Here is a 21,215-nt window from a genome sequence, read left to right on the forward strand (position 1 = left end):
CTCAGTCGAGAGCTTGAACTCAAAGGCTTGTTTTAATCTACTCAAGGTCAGGGTGGACTGTTCCAGTTGGGTTTGTAGATAGTCAGCTACCTGGGATTCTTGATCCTGAGTTGCAGCAATGTAGAGGGCTTCTGTCATCAAACGGGCAGCCTGGTCCCGCTCAAAGTCAGCTTTGAGGGATTCCCATAGCTGATGCCATTGAAGATTGGGCAGTAAGTCTGCTTGCCATTGGCAGTAGAGAAACGCATGGGGGCTTTCTCCTGAGACTTTCTGCCACATGCTTGTAATCGATACTACGAGCCCGTCTCTTCTTCCCAGAGCCATGGACATGGACCCGCGCCAATTCCACTACGGGAGTGGTGCCTAAGAAACCGACAAGGCGGTCATGGTATAGGTGCAGTTTCAACCGATGACCAATTAAGCGAGAGGGGACTGTGTACAGGACACAGCGGACGGCAATCGTGCTGTTGCAGCTGACTTTAGCGCTGCGGATTTCATAATCAGGGGTGCGATATTTGGGCAAAGGTTGTAATGTGGGGAGCTCCAGTGCAAACTTCTTTTGACACTTGGCATTCAGCTTAGCGATGACTTGCTCGATGAACTGTTGATACTCAGCTACGGATTCGAAGTCAAAGCTGCCTCGACGATACAGGGCCTGGCATAATCGCCGCTTGAAATAGCCATGGGAGCTCTCGATGCCGCCATTCTCATGAGAGACGCCCAGATTGTTGCGGGTCGGCTCCATCCGGTAATGGTCACACAGAGTGGAATACAACTGAGTCAGCTGGGGGGTTACGACCGCCGGTATTGCGATAGGCGGCACTCAGACTATCGGTACGGTGGGTCTTAGGAACACCACCACAGGCAGATAAGGCATTTTGTAGTCCTTGAGATAAGCCGATAAAACTCTCTCCGCCTTGAATCACCTGCACGTACTGCCAGCCGCTATAACTCAGTCGATAGTGATACAAGATATGGTGAAAGGTTTCACCCTGAACCGTCACACTGAAACCTTTGAGCTGGGTGAAGTCTGACTGTCCCATCTCTCCAGGATGATGTTGAATTTTGAACATCACTTCTTTGGGCTTGCCATGAGCTGCCTTCCATTTAGCGGTTCGGCGTTGCACGGTTCTGATCTTGTCATCATATTGCCCAGGATGGTCCTCTTGTAAGGTCTCAAATAGAGTAGTCGCTTCTAATCGAGGCTCACGCTCTAACATCGGCTCAAGTTCTAATTCCCATAATCCATCCAGCGGATCTTCACGGGTTTTCCAGTCATGAGGGCGGCCTCGTTGGGGACGATGGGTGCCACTATCAATACGACGGGCAGTGCGGGTTGAGATCCCTGCTTTGGCAGCTGCAGTGTCTTGGGAAGAGCCGGATTGTTTTGTTTTCATATAAAGCTGTACCTGTTGAGGTTTAATAGGAGCTGGCACTAGAGGTCCCTAATCGTCTTAGGTGTACAAACCCTAGTGTCTTTCCTGTATGGAGTTATAAAAAAAGTGAAAAGGTATAGATGCTCTCTGAACTGATTTGAGATCTCTTGTGTTTTGAGAATGAGATCCTGATTTCTAGAGAGGTCTACGTAATTGTCAGGCGGTCATGTATTCGGTCTATGCAATTGTCGCCTATCAGTCCCCTCTCGCTTAATTGGTCATCGGTTGAAACTGCACCTATACCATGACCGCCTTGTCGGTTTCTTAGGCACCACTCCCGTAGTGGAATTGGCGCGGGTCCATGTCCATGGCTCTGGGAAGAAGAGACGGGCTCGTAGTATCGATTACAAGCATGTGGCAGAAAGTCTCAGGAGAAAGCCCCATGCGTTTCTCTACTGCCAATGGCAAGCAGACTTACTGCCCAATCTTCAATGGCATCAGCTATGGGAATCCCTCAAAGCTGACTTTGAGCGGGACCAGGCTGCCCGTTTGATGACAGAAGCCCTCTACATTGCTGCAACTCAGGATCAAGAATCCCAGGTAGCTGACTATCTACAAACCCAACTGGAACAGTCCACCCTGACCTTGAGTAGATTAAAACAAGCCTTTGAGTTCAAGCTCTCGACTGAGCAATATCCTGACATCATTTCACAACAGCACGCTCTCTCCGACTATGACCAACTCCTCCAATGCAGCACCGGACAATCCATACGACAATTTGATGATGACGCTCAAGCAGCTCCGGTTAAGACATTTCCTCGACGAGTGGCAGAGCATCGAGCATCAAGCGACTCAGGAGAATTGGTCCTACGCCCAGTTTCTATTGGCTTTAGCCCAAGGGGAAGCCAGCCGTCGAGAACAGAATCGGATCTCCCGCGCGCTAACCGAAGCGCAGCTGCCCTACGGCAAGTCCTGGACCAATTTTGAGTTTGACCATATTCCCAGTCTCAATCCAGCAGCCATCATGGAGTTTTCCCAAACAACTCACTGGCTAGAGTCGGGCAGTAATATTTTGATATTTGGGCCAAGCGGAACAGGGAAAACACATGTCAGCTCTGCATTAGGGACTTCTATTGTTGAGTTGGGGAAACGGGTGAAGTTTGTCACGGCCACAGCGTTGGTGCAACAGCTGGAACTGGCAAAACTCCAACTGGAATTGCAGAGCCTGTTGTCTAAGCTCGACCGGTACGATCTGCTCATCATTGATGACCTCGGCTATATTCAAAAGTCTGATGTTGAAACCTCGGTCCTATTCGAACTGATTGCTCATCGCTATGAGCGAAAGAGCCTACTCATCACGGCTAATCAGCCTTTCAGCCAATGGGATAAGATCTTCCCCAACTCGATGATGACAGTGGCTGCTATTGATCGCTTAATTCACCATGCCACCATTTTCGAGATGCAGGCTGAGAGTTTTCGAAAACAAGCAGCTGCTAAAAACGCGGCCAATTCTCCAAAGACTTCTAGCTAATCCCAAGCGAGAATAAACCTCCTTTACCCCACCATCAATAGAGATGCTTACTCGAAAGCATCTCTATTGATGGTGGTTTTATTGATAATTGTCATTTGCTCTCTGTCGCGATGGTCTCCGACCGGCCTTCGGCCATCACCGAGGCAGAAGATCATCGATCTCAAGTACAAGTGACAAAGCTTCAAATCAAATCTCTAATAGCAGGAGGAAAATCAAAATACTTTCGGACTATGTAATTGACATTCGACAACCAAATATCCTTGCGCACCATTTCAGGTGTCTTTGCCGTGAGCATTTCCATCTTTAAGGTGGTTTTGAGGTGTCTCAAATTGACTTCAGCCGCCTGCCATCGCCATCCGTACAAGCGAGTCAATTGTTTAGCACTATAGCGCTGAGCATCCAGTAAAGTCGTGACGACGATAATGAACTGGTCTCGAAAGCCTCGACGCGATAGACGTAGCGATACCTCCCTGACTGTCAATGTTTTGGGAATCTCTGCAAACTCCGTTGCACTCATGTGGGCGGGACACCGTGTGGGCTTTTGCCATTGAACTTGGTGGTCTCCTATCCCGTTCTTACGTCCTTTACGGAAGTCTGTATGACGGGCATGATGTTTACGTAAAACCCCATCGGCTCCTTGTTGTTGAATCAGGGCTAGAGCAACATAGCTGCCATAGGCTTGATCTGCTATGGCCACATCATCAACCTCCAGATCCTCATAAAGCAGCCGACTGATGACGATTTCACTCATGCTCCAGGGGGCAATGCAGGCTGAGACCACTGCCCCTGTGATTAAGCAAAAAAACACCACTAAACGGGCAATGGGGAATCCACAGCCAGGAGCCTGATTGCCATGTTGAGGATACTCCCCTTGGTTCGCCGCACTATCAGCCATCAGCACTGTCGTGCCGTCATAGACTTTCACTGTTCGATTACACCAGTGGTGTTCTTGGGGAATGCTTTGCTCTATGTGATTAGCAGTTTCGGGAATTAACCGTTGCAGCAGGGACTCAGGTAATCTTCCTCGGGCTTTACTGTAGGCTCCTGTATCTGATGATGGGGGTTGGAGTCCTGCGGCAGTGAGCCAGGTGGTGATGCATTTGACCGTGTTGCGCAAGCTTTTGTCTGCAGATAATGCTTGGTAGAGCATGGCCCACAACGTAACGATGGGCGTATACACACGGTTACGATAGGAGATTGATTCTTCTGCTAGGATGTCGGTCAGCCTTGAAGCGAGAAGAATATCCGTCCAGGGCAATCCCAGGCTTTGGGAAAACTGATGCTTGAGAATTTCGGCTGACTGAGACATAGTAGAAGGCAGATTATTGATGGATTGCAAGTCTTGATTCTATATCTATCAAGACTTGCAGCCCTTTTCTACTTTCTTAAGTCAGTGACATTGGTCTAGAGATGGTTGAGATTTCGATAGTTGACTTAACGCTAGGAGGCGGTCGTGATCCAAGATCTCAATTTGCATTCCTTTGACTGCAATGATGTCGTCAGTGCTGAGGCGATAGAATGCCCGCGAGAGGGTAGCCGGTATCGTACCTAAAGCCGCTGCTAGCTGATGTTTGCTTAAATTTAGCATGACTACATTTGCTTGTTGAGTCAACGGAGTGACCGTCTGATAGCTGCTCAAATTCAGTAAGTGAGATGCCAGGCGCTGCGGCACATCTTTAAAGGAGAGGTCTTCGATGACCTGAACTAAATGTCGTGTATGTCTCGCCAAACTACTGAGGATATGGATGGCGATGTCGGGATATTGATGCAGCAATGCCAAAAATTCTGTCCGAGTGAAAAAGACAACTGTTGTCGGATCTAATGCGGTTGCAGATGCAGGAAACTCTAGTCCATCTATCGCTGCCACTTCAGCAAAATTTTCCCCCTCATCAAAGATATTCAGAATTTGCTCTCTACCATTCACAGAAATTTTAAAGACTTTGACTCTTCCTGTTTTAATCACAAAGAACCTAGTAGCCGGTCGTCCTTGCTTAAAAATGAGTTCACCTTTTTTGAAGACTTGAAATTGAGCGATTTGGGTTAAAGCCAGGAGCTGTGAGCAAGAGAGTTCTTGGAAAATAAGTTAGTGTCCCGATTTATTCGCCATGGTTTTTGAAGCGATCATGCTTGGCATGATCCCTGCGTGAGACGAGGAAGAAAATCGCTAAACAGCTCTCCTCATTGGGGAAAGCACCAATTTCATCAGCTTTGGTTCGGAATTCCCGGAACAGCCTTTCTAGGGCATTGGAAGTACGAATCAGCGAATGAAGGGATTCATCAAAATCATAGAAACTCAAGGTCAGGGCAAAATCTTTGATAAAGGTTCTGACCGCATCGGGTTCAAGGTCTGTCCATTTCTGTGCAAACACGAGCAACATCACAATCGCTTCTTCCCAGTCTGGCGCTTTATAGATAGCATAGGCATCGTGTTTAATTTGTGAATATCGCAGCTTCTTGGCTTCAGAGTGGGACAGTTCTTGTCCTTGAGCATCCAGGTGTGGCAATTGCTCATATCCCAAATGCCGGAGCATCGCTCGAACCTTATGAGTAATGCATCGCTGATGTTGTGCGAGGGGAAACAGAGCACGAATCACCTTAGGCAACCCAGTCGTGCCATCACTGACAATCAATTTCACCGAATAGGGTTGCAATCCCCGTTGCCACAGATGCGCAAAGAACAGTAACCAAGCTGCCTCCGATTCTTGCGTCGCCATTTCATAATGAAGCACCGTTTGGGTGCCATCGGGCCACACTGCCATAGCGACTAGAATGACTCGGTCTTCCGCATGACGTAGTTTCCGGATATGCCCAGCTTGGTCTTCCCAAAAGTCTTCTGAGGAACACTGAACACTAGCCCAAACACCATCGACAATCAGAATAGGAGGGGTTTCCTCAAGACGAGTCTGACGGCTTTGAAACATTTGCTTCTGAGCTTTTAGCGTAATTCGGTTAATGGCATTAACGGATAAGACTGCTCCTAGAATCTCATAGAGAGCTTCTTGCAGATCCCGAAGCGATAACCCCATGACGTACAAGCCGAGGCAAAAATCGAGGAGACTACCGAGAGACTCGTTGGTAACGTTCTAAAATCTGCCACTCTCGGTCTGCATTCCCTTTCCGTAGCTTAGGGACAGACAGCTGAGCAATACGGCCGTATTGAGTATCGAGGACCCGTTGATAGTAGCCTGAACGTCGAGGTCGATCCCCTTGAACCTCTGATAGATAAGCTTGAACTTCTTCGTCTAGTGCTGACTCTACTGCGTTCTGGGTGACTCGGTTTGCTTCAAGGCGAAGGGTTGCTTCTAGGGCTTTGTTAATAGAGGCATAGGAACTTTGAGACTGAATACGGATAATCTGCTGCTCGCGTTGGGCAATGTTCATCAAGGAATGCTCTGAATTATCTATTACCAAAGCATTTCAGCTATCTCAGCTCATGGCGAATAAATCGGGACACTAACGAAAATAAGGGTCGATGATAACCACCGACTGAGTTGCGATTCGTCCATTCATTACCCCAGAGTATTTTTTATCCAGCTTGGCCTCTCCTTATCTTAAGGATTTCATTGGGTTATTTCGAACAGGCTGTACTTCATCGGGTTCGCAAAATTAAGAATCTTTCAAGATATTTTTTGACATAAGTCAAAGCATTTTTACTGTAGCCTCTCCTAGGCTAAGGAGGGCTGATGCAAGTGTTATCGCGATTAGTGATCGTCTCTGTGGCACTGTTTGCTTACCTCCAGATATCAGTTTGAACTTATCTATTTTGCAAGAATGGCTAATCCCACTTTCGAGAGTACAGTTGCGACCGGAAAGCATCCTCAACGAGTTGGATTACCGGCATGGCTAGCGTTGATCTGTATTGTCACCTTTACGGTTTTGCTCTCTGCCGGGGCTGCTATTTATAAAAATGCGCCTCCCATCCCCATGACTATCGTTTCACCTCAGCAAGAAGTCATTCTGACTCAGGCTAATATTCAAGCAGGTCAAGAAGCCTATCTGGCAAGAGGTGGACAACATATTGGCAGCATCTGGGGACATGGTAGTTACCTCGCACCAGACTGGACAGCAGATGTCCTCCATCGTTGGGGGTTAGCGACAGCAGGCGTAATCTACAACAACAATCCAAACTTTTCACAGACGGATTTAGAGGCACTGCCTGCCGTAGAACGAGCGATTCTGCAAACTCAGGTACAGCAGGACTTTAAAGCCAACCGCTATGGGCCAGAGACACAGGCATTGACTCTAACAGCCGCACAGACCCAGGGACTCCAGACAGTTTTTGCTGACTATCAAACTCTACTATCCCAAGGCTCAGCAGTGCATTCAATTCCCAGGGGTTGGTTTACGGATGGTGGCCAAATTCGGGATGTGACTTCTTTCTTCACTTGGACGGCCTGGGCTGCCTCGGCCAATCGCCCCAACGCTCCCTTTTCCTATACGGCCAACTTTCCCCATGACGATCTCATTGGTAACCAAGCCCCCCGCTCAGTTCCTGATCTGGTCGATTGTCTCGGTGATTGTGTTAATTGCAGCGATCGCCTTTTTCCTTTTTATCTACATCACCCAAGAAGATGCCGAAGACGTGCAACCCGTAACTACCCGGCCTGCCATTCGGATCGCTACTCCTAGCCAGAAAGTTACTACTCTCTTTTTTGGAGTGGCAATGACGCTCTTTTTAGTTCAGATTCTGATGGGAATGGTGACGGCACATTATGCGGTAGAAGGGGATGGTTTTTACGGGGTACCGATTCAGCAGTATTTACCCTATGCTGCGTCGCGCACCTGGCATTTGCAGCTCGCGGTATTTTGGATCACGACCTGCTGGCTAGCAGCGGGGCTATACTTTGGACCACGCTTTGGTAAGCATGAACCCAAGTTCCAAGCTTGGGGTAATGGTGGGTTACTGGTAGCCCTAACGATCGTAGTAGTGGGTTCGCTGATTGTTTCCTGGGCTGGTGTTCAAGGTTTGCTAGGGGATAAAAGCTTTTGGTTCGGACATCAGGGCTATGAATATGTGGAACTAGGTCGGCTTTGGCAGTTATTGCTGATTGGTGGCATGGTTTTTTGGCTATGGCTGATGTTTCGGGCGCTCAAACCCGCCTTACAGGCTGAGGGTAGCAAGACGGGGCTAAATCATTTCTTTCTCTACAGTGCGATTACTATTCCGCTTTTTTACTCTGCAGGCTTGATGTATACCAACCATACCCCCCTCAGTATTGCTGAGTATTGGCGCTGGTGGGTTGTGCATTTATGGGTAGAAGGTTTTTTTGAAGTATTTGCGACTGTGGCAATCGCCTACCTATGTAGTGAGCTAGGCTTTTTAAAGCGGTCTACAGCCTTACGGGCCACCTATCTAACCACGATTCTCTATCTTGGTAGTGGTGTGATTGGCACTCTCCATCATCTTTACTTTTCGGGAACGCCCGTCTTTATTGCAGCAATGGGTTCGGTTGCTTCCGCATTAGAAGTCGTGCCTCTCACCTTGATTGGGTTTGAAGTCGTGAAATCATTGAAGCTATCCCAGGAAGCTCAAGGGTTTTACCGACTACCGCTCAAATTCTTTTTAGCCACTTGTTTCTGGAATCTTGTTGGTGCAGGTGTATTTGGCTTTTTAATCAACCCGCCCATCGTGCTCTATTACTCTCAGGGATTGAACACTACTCCGATTCATGCGCACTCAGCACTGTACGGTGTGTATGGCTCATTGGCGATTGCACTCATGCTATTTGCGCTGCGAGAAATCACCCCCGACTCCGCTTGGGATGAGCAGAATTTTAACTTTTCGTTCTGGTGGATTAATGGCGGCTTGGGGATCATGATGGTCTGTGGCTTGATTCCCAACGGCTTTTATCAATTGGTGCAGTCCGTGAATCATGGCACTTGGTATGCTCGCAGTGCCGAGGTCATTAGTTCTCCCTGGATGCGATGGACGGTCTGGTTGCGGATTCCAGGCGACATTATCTTTTCTGTCGGTGCTCTAGTGCTGGTGTTTAGTGTAGGACGGGCGATTGTTGCTATATTCAGGCAACCCACTCAATCACAGCCAACGGACTTAGCCACAGAGGTTCGTTGACTATTTCGATTTCAAGTCTCAGGATGACGTATGAGTTCTGGGATTTTAATTTATTTGCTGCTTAGAGGTTTATTGCAATGATTCGTCTTTTAGTTGGTATTTTGGTGCTCGTGATTAATAAGGTCTACGCCAATCGACCCTATCCACGGTTTTACGTGCTTGAGACTGTAGCTCGTGTTCCCTACTTTTCCTATCTGTCAGTGTTGCACTTCTATGAAACCTTGGGCTTGTGGCGTAAGGCAGACTGGCTAAAGATTCATTTTTCAGAATCTTGGAATGAACTTCACCACCTGTTGATTATGGAATCTCTAGGGGGTGCAAACTTTTGGGGTGATCGCCTATTGGCAAAAACTACGGCCATGATTTATTACTGGGTGATTGCAGGGCTGTACCTCGTCTCACCTCGCTCAGCCTATCGTTTTATGGAACTTGTAGAAGAACATGCCTATGCCTCCTATGACAAGTTTCTCAAGCTAGAAGCCGATACGCTTAAGACTCAATCTGCCCCTGAAATTGCTGTGCAGTACTACCGTGATGGCGATTTATATATGTTTGATGAGTTCCAGACGGCACGCAGAGACGAAGAACGCCGTCCTCAGATCGATTCGCTCTACGACGTATTTGTGGCCATTCGCGATGATGAAATGGAACATGTCAAAACCATGGCAGCCTGCCAAAAACCTGGTGCGCTTCAGGACCTTCTCAGCCCTCATGCTTCCCCAGTCTTGAGTGTAGAGGATACCCCAGTACTTCCTTAACTGTTATCGCGGATCAAACATCTCTTATGCTGTTCAAAATCCTGGTTATTCTGCACACTCTAGGTGCAACAGTATGGTCAGGAGGCCATCTGGTACTTGCCATTACGGTTCTACCTCAAGCGTTGAAAAACCGGGATCCAGATCGTATTCATGCTTTTGAAGAACACTTTGAGAACTTTGGCCTGTTGGCATTGCTGCTTCAAGTAACTACAGGGCTATGGCTGACCTGGATTTATTTCCCTGGCTTCCAGACTTTTTTAGCTTTTGACTCCTATCTTTCTAGATATATTGCAATTAAGCTGGGCCTGCTCGTAAGCACGCTGGCGCTAGCCATTCATGCCCGCTTTTTCATCATTCCGAAGCTCACTAAAGAAACAATGAATTCCTTGGCGTATCACATTGTGGGTGTAACCACCTTGGCCGTTTTGTTCGTGATTCTGGGGAGCGGAATTCGCCTAGGAGGACTAATATGACAGTCTCTGATTCTCATCAATCTAAGACTGTGCAGCTAGATCCCAAATCGACGTCCCATCTCTCAGCTTGGTATCACCCCACTTTCTCATCGGAGCATGGCGTTTATGTCGTGTTGATTGTCTCTTTCCTGACAGGTGCTGCTGCTGCCCAGCAGTGGACCTTAGCGACAACCCTTGCCCTAGTTTGTGCTTTTACTGGCTTTCAGGCTGAGCACCCTCTGGTGTTGCAGATTAAACAGCGGCGCAGTTGGAAACCTCGGTTCCTGATATGGGGTGGAATTTATACGGCTATTGCCATGGGGCTGGGTGGCATTCTGGCGATACAGGTCCCTGTTCTGCTGTGGCTGTATCTGAGTGCGATCTCAACTTTGTTAGTCGATACTATTGCAGTGTTCTACCGCAAGCAGAGAGCGATTGCCAATGAGCTGCTGACCTTTGCGGCTGTCTGCTTAGCAGCCCCCCTAGCTTATACTGCGACCTTAGGGACTCTGACAGCCTCGGTTTTAGGACTGTGGATTTTGAATACTCTATTTTTCAGCAGTGCCATTTTCACCGTCAAGCTGCGCAAGCCTAAAACAGAATCATGGGTCCCAGGACTGGTTTATCATGCGATCGCCACCTTCATTGTTTGGGTCCTTTGGTACGCTGGTGGGTTGGAAACCATCACGGCGTTGGCCTTTGGTGTGGCTCTGTTCAAATTTGGCTTGATCTTACTCGGGCAAAAATGGTACCGAAACACTCGGATTCAAAATGTGGCAGCTCTAGAAACATTATCAGCACTTGGATTCCTAGCGATTGTAGCCCTCTCTCTACTCCCGGCCCAACTTCCTATTCCAGTTTAAGAGTAACTTTTGGAGATTTGATACGGTTCAACAGATAGCATTGCCAACTGAACTTCATTACAAGGAGGTACATTTTGATCTCAGCGGAATGAGACTATTGTAAAACCTCCAAAACTCAGACTGGGCAACTTAACCCGGAATAATTTACAGGTGGACGACTGCCAATGGTCGCTTGTTTTTCGCGGTTTTTGCAGCCCTGGCAGAATATGAGCGAGAACTGATTGGTGAACGAACACGAGCTGGCTTACAAGCAGCACGGGCAAGAGGCCGAAAGGGAGGGCGGCCCCGCAAGATGGATAAAACGACGCTTCAAATGGCGATGACTGCCATGAGCGATCCGAAGGCATGTGCCAAAGAAGTGGTGCAAAAGCTCGGAATAACAACGGCTACGCTCTTTGCCTACATCAATGGAGATGGTTCTGTAAAGAAAGCTGGACAGCTCCTAATCGATGGTGAAACAGAGTATGTACAGTAAGTGTGGACAATAGCAGTCTCGACCTATATTGATCAAATATTTGGTGGCTCACAAGTTCCACATCACTTTTGGTTAGAGTTGTTATCACCGAAATTGACTAAAACACTGAATGCATCTGTATGGTGAGTTTACCAATATACAGAGCAGATGTTTCGCTAGCAGACAACTGCTCTGTATATTGATGCAAGACGAACTGAATCCATGTCTATCATCCAACCCAAGACGCTACTTTGCATTGATGATGATGTTTGCACAGTATATGTCATCCGAGTTGCTCTAGAAACGACAGCGGGTTGGCAAGTCTTGGGTGCTCTAAGTGGTTCTGAAGGGCTAACTATGGCGATAGCTCAACTGCCTGATGCGATTCTCCTAGACCTGAAAATGCCCTTAATGACGGGCATGGAGACCTTACTTGAGCTGAAAAAAATCCCCACCACCCAAAATATTCCTATTGTTTTTCTCACTGGGAGACCCGACCTCGCTAAACAACACCAATATGCTGGTTTAGGTGTTCAGGCAATCATTACAAAACCGTTTGATGTTTTGACACTAGCCCATCAAATCTCAGCCGCTTTGGATTGGGCTGACTGAAAGCTGTAGGGGAATGCATTGTCATGGAGTGTGATTAAACACCCCTTTCAAAGTGTTCAACAATGTCTCAGCCGTATAGGGCTTTGATAGCAAGGCATCACTTTTTAGATCAATATCAGTAGGGTTTTGTTCCTTACTCACTAAGCCAGTAGCAACAATAATCTTGACCTGTGGGTCCAAAGCTTTCAGTGTCTGAATTGCAGTGGTACCATCCATCTCAGGCATCATCATATCCATCAAGACTGCATCGATATCATCTTGATGCTGGACGTATTGAGCAATCGCCTCAATGCCAGTTTGAGCTGTAATCACCTTATAGTTGTAGGCTTCCAATGTCGCCTTCGCAATTTCACGAATCGGGGCTTCGTCATCTACAACCAAAATCAATTCTCCCAGGCCATTGACGTGCTCAAGAGCTTCCGTTTGAGCGGTGTTATTGTCCTCTACTACGGGCAAATACACCGAAAATTGAGTCCCACTCCCCAACTGGCTATCTACCTTTACAAACCCTCCATGGCTCTTGACAATACCCATAAGCGTAGATAGTCCCAGTCCCGTGCCTGAGCCCACCTCTTTCGTCGTGAAAAAGGGATCGAAAATGCGTTCCAATGTTTCTGCTGCCATGCCAACACCAGTATCTGCAACTGAGAGAATTATATAAGGACCGACCTGGGCCTCTAGAAGCATTTGGGCGTAGTTCTCATCAATGAGAAAGTTTTCAGCAGAGAAGCTTAGGGTTCCTCCGTGGGGCATAGCATCATGGGCATTGACGCAGAGATTCATAAGCATCTGATGTAATTGAGTCGCATCACCGCTGACCATGCCTAGGTCACTAGGGAGATTGATGTGCAGCTTGATGTTCTTAGGAAAGGTTTTTTCGGCAAAGTCTTTGACTTCTGAGAGCAGATGCCCGACTTGCAATGTTATGCGTTTATTTTCGATTCCACGCGAGAAGGACAAGACTTGCTGGACTAAATCAGCTCCTCGATGGGCACTGAGCTGCATCATCTCAATGAGATGCTGGCTCTGTTCATCAAGATGGGGGATTTTGAGCGGCAACAGTCCAGCAATACCGACAATTGGAGTCAAAATATTGTTAAGGTCGTGGGCAATACCTCCAGCAAGAGTGCCAATGCTCTCTAGTCGCTGAGCACGCAGATATTGCGCTTCCAATTGTTTTTTCTCAGTAATATCGGTGTTCACAACCAGGATTGAGGATGGCTGTCTATTGTCATCTTGCATTAAGGTCCAGCGACTATCCACAACTATCTCCTGGCCACTATGGGTTACTTGCTGCAACTCTCCCTGCCATGTACCGTTCTCACGTAGTGCATTCTGAATGTCCTCAAGCTGTGTCAAAGATTCCGGGTACAAAAGGTCATTGACATTTCGCCCTAAGACGTCTTTTGCCTGCCATCCATAGAGTCTTTCAGCCCCTTGATTCCAGAATAAGATTTTGTGATCTAAACTGCGGACCATCGTCGCATCTGTAGTGATATTCAGCAGAGCAGCCTGCTCATGAATTTGCTTTTCTGCCTTCTGTCGTTCAGTGATGTCATGGTTGAGTCCGATGGTTGCCACGAACTGACCGTTCTGATCCAAGAGGGGGACAACAACCGTTTCGCACAAGCCTATTGTGCCATTTTTGCGAACAAAGGCGATCTCACCCGACCACTGCCCCTCACGTTTCATGTCATCAATAATTTGTTGAGTTAGAGTTACAGATTCTCCAGGTTGATGGAGTATATCTGGTGTCTGGCCTAATACCTCGGCTTTGGTATAGCCGAATATCGTTTCTGCTGCCGGATTCCAATCAATGATGCAACCTGCTGAATCAGTTAGAATCACACCATCCTTAATGCTCTGGAAGATTAATGCCTGTCGCCGCAAAGCAACTTCAGTGTGCTTGCGCTCGCTGATATCGCTGATGGATCCTGCCATGCGCAGAGGAACTCCATCTTTGTTCCAAATGGCTTGACCTCGGGCATGAACCCAGAGATAGTCGCCTTGTTTGGTACGTAAACGGTACTCAATATCGTAAGGAAGATGAGACTTAAGATGGTCCTCAATCTTGGCTAGAACCAGATCGTGGTCTTCTGGATGTATCTGTGACTCCCAGGCTTTAAACTCGCTAGCCAACTCATGATCCTGATATCCCATGATTTCCTTGAACCGAGGGGATAAGTAGACGGCGTTTGTGTGGATATCCCAATCCCACAAACCATCTTGAGACCCTCTGACAGCCAAAGCATAACGTTCTTCACTTTCCCATAAAGTCTCCTCGATTTTTTTGCGCTCGCTAATATCTTTGTGGGTTCCTGACATCCTTAGTGGTGTGCCATCGGGATCGCGGACCACGACTTTGCCATAATTGGCAATCCATTTCCATTCGCCTGACTGGGTCCGCATTCGATAGTCAAAGGTATAAGGAACCTCTCCATCCTGAAGGTGCGCCTCCAAAAGTTCCATCACCCAAGGTTTATCTTTTGGATGGATCAGGTTCTCCCAGGTGCTGACATGTCCGGGGAGTTCATTCACTTCATAACCCAGCATTGCTAACCATTGGGGACTTAAATAAACCTCATCTGAGGTGATATCCCAATCCCACAGCCCATCCCCAGAGCCTTCAAGTGCTAACTGCAAGCGTTCTTTGCTAACCTGCTGTGCTTTCTTCAGCTGCTTGCGAGTAGTCACATCTTGAGCGAGCGATAAAATACTGATGAGATTATCTGAGTCGTCTAGGAGAGCAGAGTGATACCATTCACAATCAATGACCAAGCCCTCTTTGGTATAGTTACGGCTCTGGCTAATATTTCGTGGCGCATGACCTGTCAATAGCTCACCCGTGACTTCCATGACCGCCTCTAAGTCCGCTTCAAGCACAAAATGCCAGTCCGTCCAGTGTTTACCCAAGACTTCTGAGGCACTCCAACCAAAGATATTCTCTGACTGCTGTGACCAGCGCTGCACTCGGAATTGAGAATCCCACTCAACGACAGCAAGGGGAGAGTTATCTACGTGAAAGGTCAAGCGCTGATTGGCATCCCGAAGTTTTGAGTCAAGATGCTTTCTAACGCCCTTTTGGACATTGGCTTCCCGGACTAAATCATCTGTTCGCTTTTGCTGCAGTTTGGCATACTCTGTTTGCAAATCTTGAACCTGTTGCTGCAGCAGTTCCAGCACCTCACTAATCTCCTCTTGATCCCTCGGCAGGAGGTGGCTCTGTGTAACAATCCCCTTTAATTCCCCTTGAAGATCGGCCACAACGAGATGTCGTACCTTATGGTGCTCCATCCGTATATGTGCCGTCCACAGTGAGTCTTCCGGGCTCACAAGAAAGAGGGGGGTACTCATCACATCCTGGGCTTGAGTACGCTCCAAATTCAGCTCCTGTTGCTGGCACTTGATAATATCTCGCTCAGTAAGAATCCCAATGGGGCAGAGAGGTTTAGTCGGTCCTGCGATGGTTTCAACAATCACCAAACAACTGGCTTGATGCTCCACCATCATCTGGATAATTTGCTGCACAGGATCTGTGGATACAGCGTGAATAACAGTCGAGGTCATGACTTCATGAACTTGACGCATTTTCATCAAATCAGCAGGTTCTAGAAGACTACGTAGTCGTCTCGGTGTCAGTACTCCTAGAATCTCCCCCTGATTATCCACCATGGGTAAATGGCGAATTTGATGATGGCGCATCAGATTTAACACCGAGAAGATATCCAGGTTGTCCTCTGCTTTCAAGGTGATGACTGGCTGAGACATAACATCCTCAACGGCTAGTTCAGCTAGAGATTGATGTTCTGCGATCAATCTGACGATATCCCGCTGAGTCAGGATGCCGACTAGCTGAGAATCGTCCAACACGAGAACACAACTAGTATGCTGCTCAGCCAATAATGGATGCTGAAGCTCTGCCTCCTCTGTTGCAGGGAGATGACCACAAATCGAGGTCTGACCCATTTGGCAAATCGCTTCAGGCAAAGGCGTATGTGGCGCAACACTAAGTGAAAGGAGATCGAGCGCCTGATCTAACGCAAATGCTGAGACTTGCCGCATAACTATGAATAGCTAAGTGGACATCTTAATGAAAGCAGATATAAGCCTTAGAAAGAAGTTCAAGTTAGAAATTAGATTTTTCGAGTGTATCTAAGAGCCAAGTATATAAATACGATCGAAGAGTTTATTGATTAATCCTCATAGATTTCAGTAGATACTCCTTTGCATCTTTTAATAAGGATTGTATAGCCTTGCTAATGTATTAAAGTGTTTTGAACGAAATATTCACAATACAGAGCATTAAGGCTGGTTAGATACAAGTTCATTCAACTAAGATCTCCTTCCTAAGAGATAGATAAATTAGCTACTGATTCTCACAATTTCCTCACAACTTAGTTATATCTTCAGAAGAAGAAATTAACCATAGTTCAACATCCTAGATAGGTGAGTAATGATGAACGAGTAAAATTCTTCAAGACTAGATATAGCAATGCTTTACAAAATCACTTTTTATCTTGGGAAAATTAATTATGTCAATTTATGTGGGCAACCTATCCTTTAACATGACTGAAGCAGACGTCAATACTGTCTTTTCAGAATATGGAACGGTAACAAGGGTCAATATTCCCACAGACCGTGAAACAAGTCGTCCCAGAGGTTTCGCTTTTGTGGAAATGAAAGCTAATAGCGAGGAAGAGGCTGCCATTACAGCGCTGGATGGAACCGAGGTGATGAAACGTAATCTCAAAGTGAATAAAGCAAAACCCAAGGGAACTCGTTAGACGAATCGTGGCAGTATGTCTACTTGGTAACACTTCGAGTATTAACTTAGCAAAATTGTGAAATGCTCAGTAGGTAGAGTTGAGTATTGAGAGGCTTAATAAAAGCCTCTCAACTTACTTAAAAGACGTTGAGGTCTATAATTTAACGATAACTAGTAACACTAAAATCACTAATTTAGCTCTTAATACTTATCATCATTGATTGGCACTATTCTCTTAAGGAGTGATAAATCTGTGAGACTCTTTACTGGAATGCTCCAGCTATTTTTAAGCATAAATACTTAAAAAAATTTCAAGGTTTAGGTTTGAAGTTCCTATCACGCCTCAACACAACAATGCCTTATTGATTCAATAGCATGACTTACTAGACACTTTTTGGCTAAGTCACTATTTTATAGAAAAGCTTATTTTGCTGGCTGATAAGCATCTTTAAGTTAATCCTAAATCAAATTTATTCCTATTCTTTAAAGGTATGTCTTGTGACCAATTCATTTGATGCCTATAAAGTTACTTATGGCTGAAGTCAATACAGATTCTAGCTAGAAAATCTATTCTAGGGTTACTCACCGTTGCAAATGATGCAAATTACTGATGTGATAAATTTGTTATGCCTAGTTCAATTCGTAGCCATCAAGAATCCACAATCATTATTGGTTTCGGCAACATACATTACAGCGATAGTAGTATTGGGGCTCGGGTTGCCGATGAAGTTGCGTCTTGGCATCTATCCGAGGTACTTGCTTTGACTGTTCGGCAATTGACTCCCGATTTATCCGAAACCTTAGCTAAAGTAGGGGTAGCTATTTTTGTGGATGCTAGTCGGGTACACCAACTTCATGGCATCAAAATCATACCAATCACGCCTTCAAGTTCAAACTACCCAGAATCGTCCGCTAAGGGATGGATGAAGACATCAGAACCACACTCCTTAATTGCACTAACTCAAGCTGCTTTTGGTTGTTACCCACAAACTTATTGGATTAAAGTTCCAGCCGATGACTTTTTTCTTGGCGATCATATCTCACCCATTGCTGAACAAGGTATAGAAGCTGCATTAATGAGTATCGAATCAATCATTCAATATCAAAAGCTTGTTAGAGCAGCCTGCTAACAAATATTGTACCAAGACCTTATTTCGGTATATAACTGGACTGATGAGATCTTTTCTAAACAACTCATGAGCTAAACTAAGACAGTTTTACAATCAGTCTTATTGATACGAAACTTATCTAAACCCTTATCTGATAATACTTTTACCCGTTCAAGTGCTAAACGGCAACAAGGAATAGTGTCAGATAGAAGTGCACTGACAAGTATGCCAGAATGCACCTCAAGCTGAGAATCTAAAGTTGCTTCAAAAAAAATCTGTTTACCGGGACAAACTACACGTTCAAAAAAACAATTAGGAAGATTAACAATACGAATAATTTGAAATCCAGTTGTTGGATTAGTATAACAACAACGAATTCTTTGAACTCTTGCATCACAAGTGATTGATTTCTCTAAGATTCTTGTCATTATTATTTCCTTTAATATAATGTTGAATTGAAGATTAGTCACCAGTAAAGAAAATGCTAAAAAATGAATCTAAAAATAGTAATTCGAACAATACATGAACTTAAGTATCATTAATACTATTCAGGAGTTGTCAGTTTTTTTTAGATAAATAGTCTAAACTCTTGACTTGAAATGGCTCTTAGCTTTTTCTCAAGAGAAAAAATGCCACCCTTTTTTGAACTGTATCGAACAACAATATGGTCCATAGACTAGATGCCATAGCAATAGTATTGAGATAATCTAACGCCCTACAAGCACTGCTTGAAAGTGGATCTGAGATCAAGTGTTAAACCAAGAGTATTGCCATAGATTGAACCATACTTGAAGTTACTAGAAATATTATTTATGGTGTTAATAAATACGATGGTTACCTAGCAAGGCTTCAAAAAATGTGGGAGGACATGCTTCTAAATCCTGAATGGTCATTTCTTTCTCTTTAATTGTGAGCTGACGCGGTTGGCATAATCGACTGTGAGAATAAATATTTTGGGACTCCTTCTCAGATTCTTGTTTTGCAGCTTCAGCCTTAACTTGGCTTACATAAGGCCCATAGTAATTAATACAAGGAGGATTTGTAGTGCCTACCTCTAGCCACCAGCTCAAACACAAATCATCCACCTTATTAAAAGCTTTTGACTCTCTTGTTTTCGATGTACTTGGAATTTTTTGTGAAATCACTTGAATACTCCAGTCAGTGGGGATCTTTTACTCTCAAGATTAAGACTAGAGGTCGAACCTGAGTATTGTGTGAAGATTTCTCAGTTTTGACGCCGTGGTTCAAGTACCAGAAGGCTAATAGAACATCTCTCTCGCAGTTCAAAACTCCATATCCCTTTCTTGTCAATACTTTTCCGGTCTAACGTAAAACCAAAAGTGTTACTCTTGGTTGAACCATACCCTACCCTTTAAGCACTATATGCTTGTAAGAACGTATTTTCGGGCTGCACTAGATAATTCTGGAGCGGAAACTGATTCCTGAGTCGCTTTACCTACAACGTTCACCGCCTGCAACTGGATTTGGGAAGAGAGTTGACTAGCCAATATGCGGATCTGAGAAAGTTGCTGCATCGGTTTCTCCAGTGCTTGAAGCTGAGTTACAGCCGAATGAGCGTTAATATGTCGATTGAGATGATCTTGGACTGTTTTCACTTGGGCCACAAGCTGATGGCTATGAGACTGAAACTGCCAGGTGAAGGTATTAATCTCTTGGGCAAACTCGATGATTGTTTGTAAGTGTCTATAGGCTGACTGGGCTGTTTCAGTATGTTGATCAACTCCTTCAACTAAGAACTGAATACTGGGTTGATTGACTCGAAGATACGCTAATAGTTGATCCTGCAAGGTTGTAAGTTGCTGTTGGCGTACCCAATCAGCCCACAATTCCATGGCATAGATCCATCGTTGCCCATAGAGTCCAAGACTAAATTCACTCTGCCGTTGAGTCTTATCTTTATGCTCTTTAATTCGTCCAGCGTAAATATCCACTCCTAATTTTTTCATCCATTGCCCATGCAGCGTAGCCAAGGTATAAGCCATGGCAATCAACAAAACTAAGGCCAGAAATCGGGTGTCATTCACTTTCGTATCTTCTAAGTTATAACCTCCTGTCTTACAATCCTTGAAAAGTTGTTCAATTCCCCAGCGACAAGAATAAATGTCCAGTGCTTGTTTGAGACTCGGCAGATTGGTCAAGATATACCAAGGCTCTTTCGGCCCCTTATTTCTATATTTGCGTTTCCAATAGACAGCCAGATTAAATGGCCCTAAGCCATCTCCTTTGTTGCACAAAACACCTGTATAGAATTTGGACATTCCCGGTTTAAAGCCTAGCTGTTTGAGCACCTGATACTCTTGATGGACTTCCTCTTGAAAATGACCGTCTTTCTTCTGTCTTAAAGCAAAAGATACACCCTTAGACTCAAGCCAGTCAGCTAGTTTAGGGCTATGGAACTCTCGATCTCCCAGGACAAGAACCGGATAATTCTTAAACAGATGTAGCACTGTTTTTAAGAGCCGTTGTTGAGTGGCTAGATTACTATTACCCACATGCTCTAAAACTTCCCAATACAGGGGAAGAGAATGGGTTCCCCAAATGATACTCACCATGAATATATTGCGACCTTTCCATTGGGTTCTATCTATCGCTATGATCCAATAGCCATATTTTCGATGTTTGAATTTCTTCAGCCGACGACGATGCTCCCGATTTAATCCTCGTCCTGTTTGCTCTTGTCGAATCCAATATTTAATCAGGGGGGAACCACAAAACTTTGATGCTCAGTTGTGGCAATACTAAAAAGCGTTGCAAGTTACGTTTTCGACTGGGATATTGAATCGGTTGAGGAAAGACACTGGCCAATATGGAGAGTTTTACCTGGCGATGAGCCTGTATCAGCAACAACAGAAGTTGGAGGGTTAGATACTGACTTTCACTCAGATGAGCACGGAGAGTAGTTTGGTATGATGCAGGGAACATTTTTTGAGATGGGAGTACAATCGTACTCCCTATTTTTTTGCCCTACTATTTTCTCAATTCATTGCTACGCATAACCTTGGATTACCTTGTCACCCGTTAAGAGTGAAAGGAGATATAGCTTCTCGAAACACTCAATAGGCTTGAATTCTAATAGACCTCCGAATCCGTTAGAACGAGCGTTGTTTGTATCCTTTCCACTTCCGATCAATTCTAAGTTCAGCCTATGGAGATGAACTTAGAGAAAAATATTGAATTTTTGTCAGATGTTTGCAGGCAATG

At 45.5% G+C, this 21,215-nt stretch carries 14 protein-coding genes and 5 pseudogenes; 9 read left to right on the plus strand and 10 right to left on the minus strand.

Annotation, left to right across the window (positions count from 1 at the left end):
• Nucleotides 1–166: 166 nt before the first annotated feature.
• Nucleotides 167–775: a Mu transposase domain-containing protein gene (locus HRE53_RS35380; protein WP_396133505.1), complete on the minus strand. Its 609-nt coding sequence runs from the start codon at nucleotides 773–775 to the stop codon at nucleotides 167–169.
• Nucleotides 756–1,436 (minus strand): hypothetical protein, encoded by a 681-nt coding sequence (locus HRE53_RS35385; protein WP_396133476.1) that lies wholly within the window; start codon nucleotides 1,434–1,436, stop codon nucleotides 756–758. The genes HRE53_RS35380 and HRE53_RS35385 overlap by 20 nt, the downstream gene beginning before the upstream one ends.
• Before the next feature lie 721 nt (nucleotides 1,437–2,157).
• On the opposite strand from HRE53_RS35385, the gene istB reads away from it, so the two are divergent.
• Complete coding sequence (gene istB / locus HRE53_RS29085) at nucleotides 2,158–2,907, plus strand: IS21-like element helper ATPase IstB (protein WP_304518439.1); 750 nt, start codon at nucleotides 2,158–2,160, stop codon at nucleotides 2,905–2,907.
• Nucleotides 2,908–3,097: 190 nt separating this feature from the next.
• Here the strand turns inward: istB and HRE53_RS29090 are convergent.
• From HRE53_RS29090 to HRE53_RS34680, 4 genes and pseudogenes are all read right to left on the minus strand, one after another.
• Nucleotides 3,098–4,268 (minus strand): annotated as a pseudogene (locus HRE53_RS29090) (IS4 family transposase); the annotation flags it as partial.
• A gap of 29 nt (nucleotides 4,269–4,297) precedes the next feature.
• Nucleotides 4,298–4,987: a Crp/Fnr family transcriptional regulator gene (locus HRE53_RS29095; protein WP_235111969.1), complete on the minus strand. Its 690-nt coding sequence runs from the start codon at nucleotides 4,985–4,987 to the stop codon at nucleotides 4,298–4,300.
• Nucleotides 4,988–5,003: 16 nt separating this feature from the next.
• A pseudogene (locus tag HRE53_RS29100) lies at nucleotides 5,004–5,948 on the minus strand (transposase); the annotation flags it as partial.
• A gap of 16 nt (nucleotides 5,949–5,964) precedes the next feature.
• Nucleotides 5,965–6,288, minus strand: a complete 324-nt coding sequence (locus tag HRE53_RS34680) for a transposase (protein WP_255801504.1) — start codon at nucleotides 6,286–6,288, stop codon at nucleotides 5,965–5,967.
• A gap of 390 nt (nucleotides 6,289–6,678) precedes the next feature.
• Here HRE53_RS34680 and HRE53_RS29105 point away from each other — a divergent pair.
• The 6 genes and pseudogenes from HRE53_RS29105 to HRE53_RS29130 all read left to right on the plus strand — a co-directional run bounded on the left by HRE53_RS29105 (nucleotide 6,679) and on the right by HRE53_RS29130 (nucleotide 12,119).
• Nucleotides 6,679–8,980, plus strand: a pseudogene (locus tag HRE53_RS29105) (nitric-oxide reductase large subunit).
• Between the two features lie 77 nt (nucleotides 8,981–9,057).
• Nucleotides 9,058–9,738 (plus strand): alternative oxidase, encoded by a 681-nt coding sequence (locus HRE53_RS29110; protein ID WP_212666957.1) that lies wholly within the window; start codon nucleotides 9,058–9,060, stop codon nucleotides 9,736–9,738.
• Nucleotides 9,739–9,764: 26 nt separating this feature from the next.
• Complete coding sequence (locus HRE53_RS29115; protein WP_212666956.1) at nucleotides 9,765–10,211, plus strand: CopD family protein; 447 nt, start codon at nucleotides 9,765–9,767, stop codon at nucleotides 10,209–10,211.
• Entirely contained in the window at nucleotides 10,208–11,053 is an 846-nt protein-coding gene (locus HRE53_RS29120) for a YwiC-like family protein (RefSeq protein WP_212666955.1), read from the plus strand. Before HRE53_RS29115 ends, HRE53_RS29120 begins: the two co-directional genes overlap by 4 nt.
• A gap of 154 nt (nucleotides 11,054–11,207) precedes the next feature.
• A pseudogene (locus tag HRE53_RS29125) lies at nucleotides 11,208–11,528 on the plus strand (recombinase family protein); the annotation flags it as partial.
• 201 nt (nucleotides 11,529–11,729) lie between these two features.
• Entirely contained in the window at nucleotides 11,730–12,119 is a 390-nt protein-coding gene (locus tag HRE53_RS29130; RefSeq protein ID WP_212666954.1) for a response regulator, read from the plus strand.
• Nucleotides 12,120–12,140: 21 nt separating this feature from the next.
• Here the strand turns inward: HRE53_RS29130 and HRE53_RS29135 are convergent, their stop codons facing one another.
• Nucleotides 12,141–16,181 (minus strand): PAS domain S-box protein, encoded by a 4,041-nt coding sequence (locus HRE53_RS29135; RefSeq protein ID WP_235111959.1) that lies wholly within the window; start codon nucleotides 16,179–16,181, stop codon nucleotides 12,141–12,143.
• Nucleotides 16,182–16,651: 470 nt separating this feature from the next.
• Between HRE53_RS29135 and HRE53_RS29140 the strand changes: the two genes are divergently transcribed.
• A complete protein-coding gene (locus HRE53_RS29140) occupies nucleotides 16,652–16,903 on the plus strand; it encodes an RNA-binding protein (protein WP_212666952.1) in 252 nt (83 codons plus the stop codon).
• Nucleotides 16,904–17,510: 607 nt separating this feature from the next.
• Nucleotides 17,511–18,014, plus strand: coding sequence for a hydrogenase expression protein HypE (locus HRE53_RS29145; RefSeq protein WP_212666951.1), 504 nt, complete (start codon nucleotides 17,511–17,513; stop codon nucleotides 18,012–18,014).
• Between the two features lie 71 nt (nucleotides 18,015–18,085).
• Here HRE53_RS29145 and HRE53_RS29150 read toward each other — a convergent pair whose 3' ends face one another.
• From HRE53_RS29150 to HRE53_RS29160, 3 genes and pseudogenes are all read right to left on the minus strand, one after another.
• The gene (locus tag HRE53_RS29150; protein WP_235111961.1) at nucleotides 18,086–18,421 is read right to left on the minus strand and encodes a DUF1830 domain-containing protein; all 336 of its coding nucleotides are present in this window, start codon (nucleotides 18,419–18,421) and stop codon (nucleotides 18,086–18,088) included.
• Between the two features lie 390 nt (nucleotides 18,422–18,811).
• Nucleotides 18,812–19,138, minus strand: a complete 327-nt coding sequence (locus HRE53_RS29155; protein ID WP_212666949.1) for a DUF1816 domain-containing protein — start codon at nucleotides 19,136–19,138, stop codon at nucleotides 18,812–18,814.
• A 633-nt stretch (nucleotides 19,139–19,771) separates the two neighbouring features.
• A pseudogene (locus HRE53_RS29160) lies at nucleotides 19,772–20,936 on the minus strand (IS4 family transposase); the annotation flags it as partial.
• Between the last annotated feature and the right edge of the window lie 279 nt (nucleotides 20,937–21,215).

The sequence above is a fragment of the Acaryochloris sp. 'Moss Beach' genome (assembly GCF_021497025.1).
In the GTDB taxonomy this organism is placed as follows: Bacteria; Cyanobacteriota; Cyanobacteriia; order Thermosynechococcales; family Thermosynechococcaceae; genus Acaryochloris; species Acaryochloris marina_A.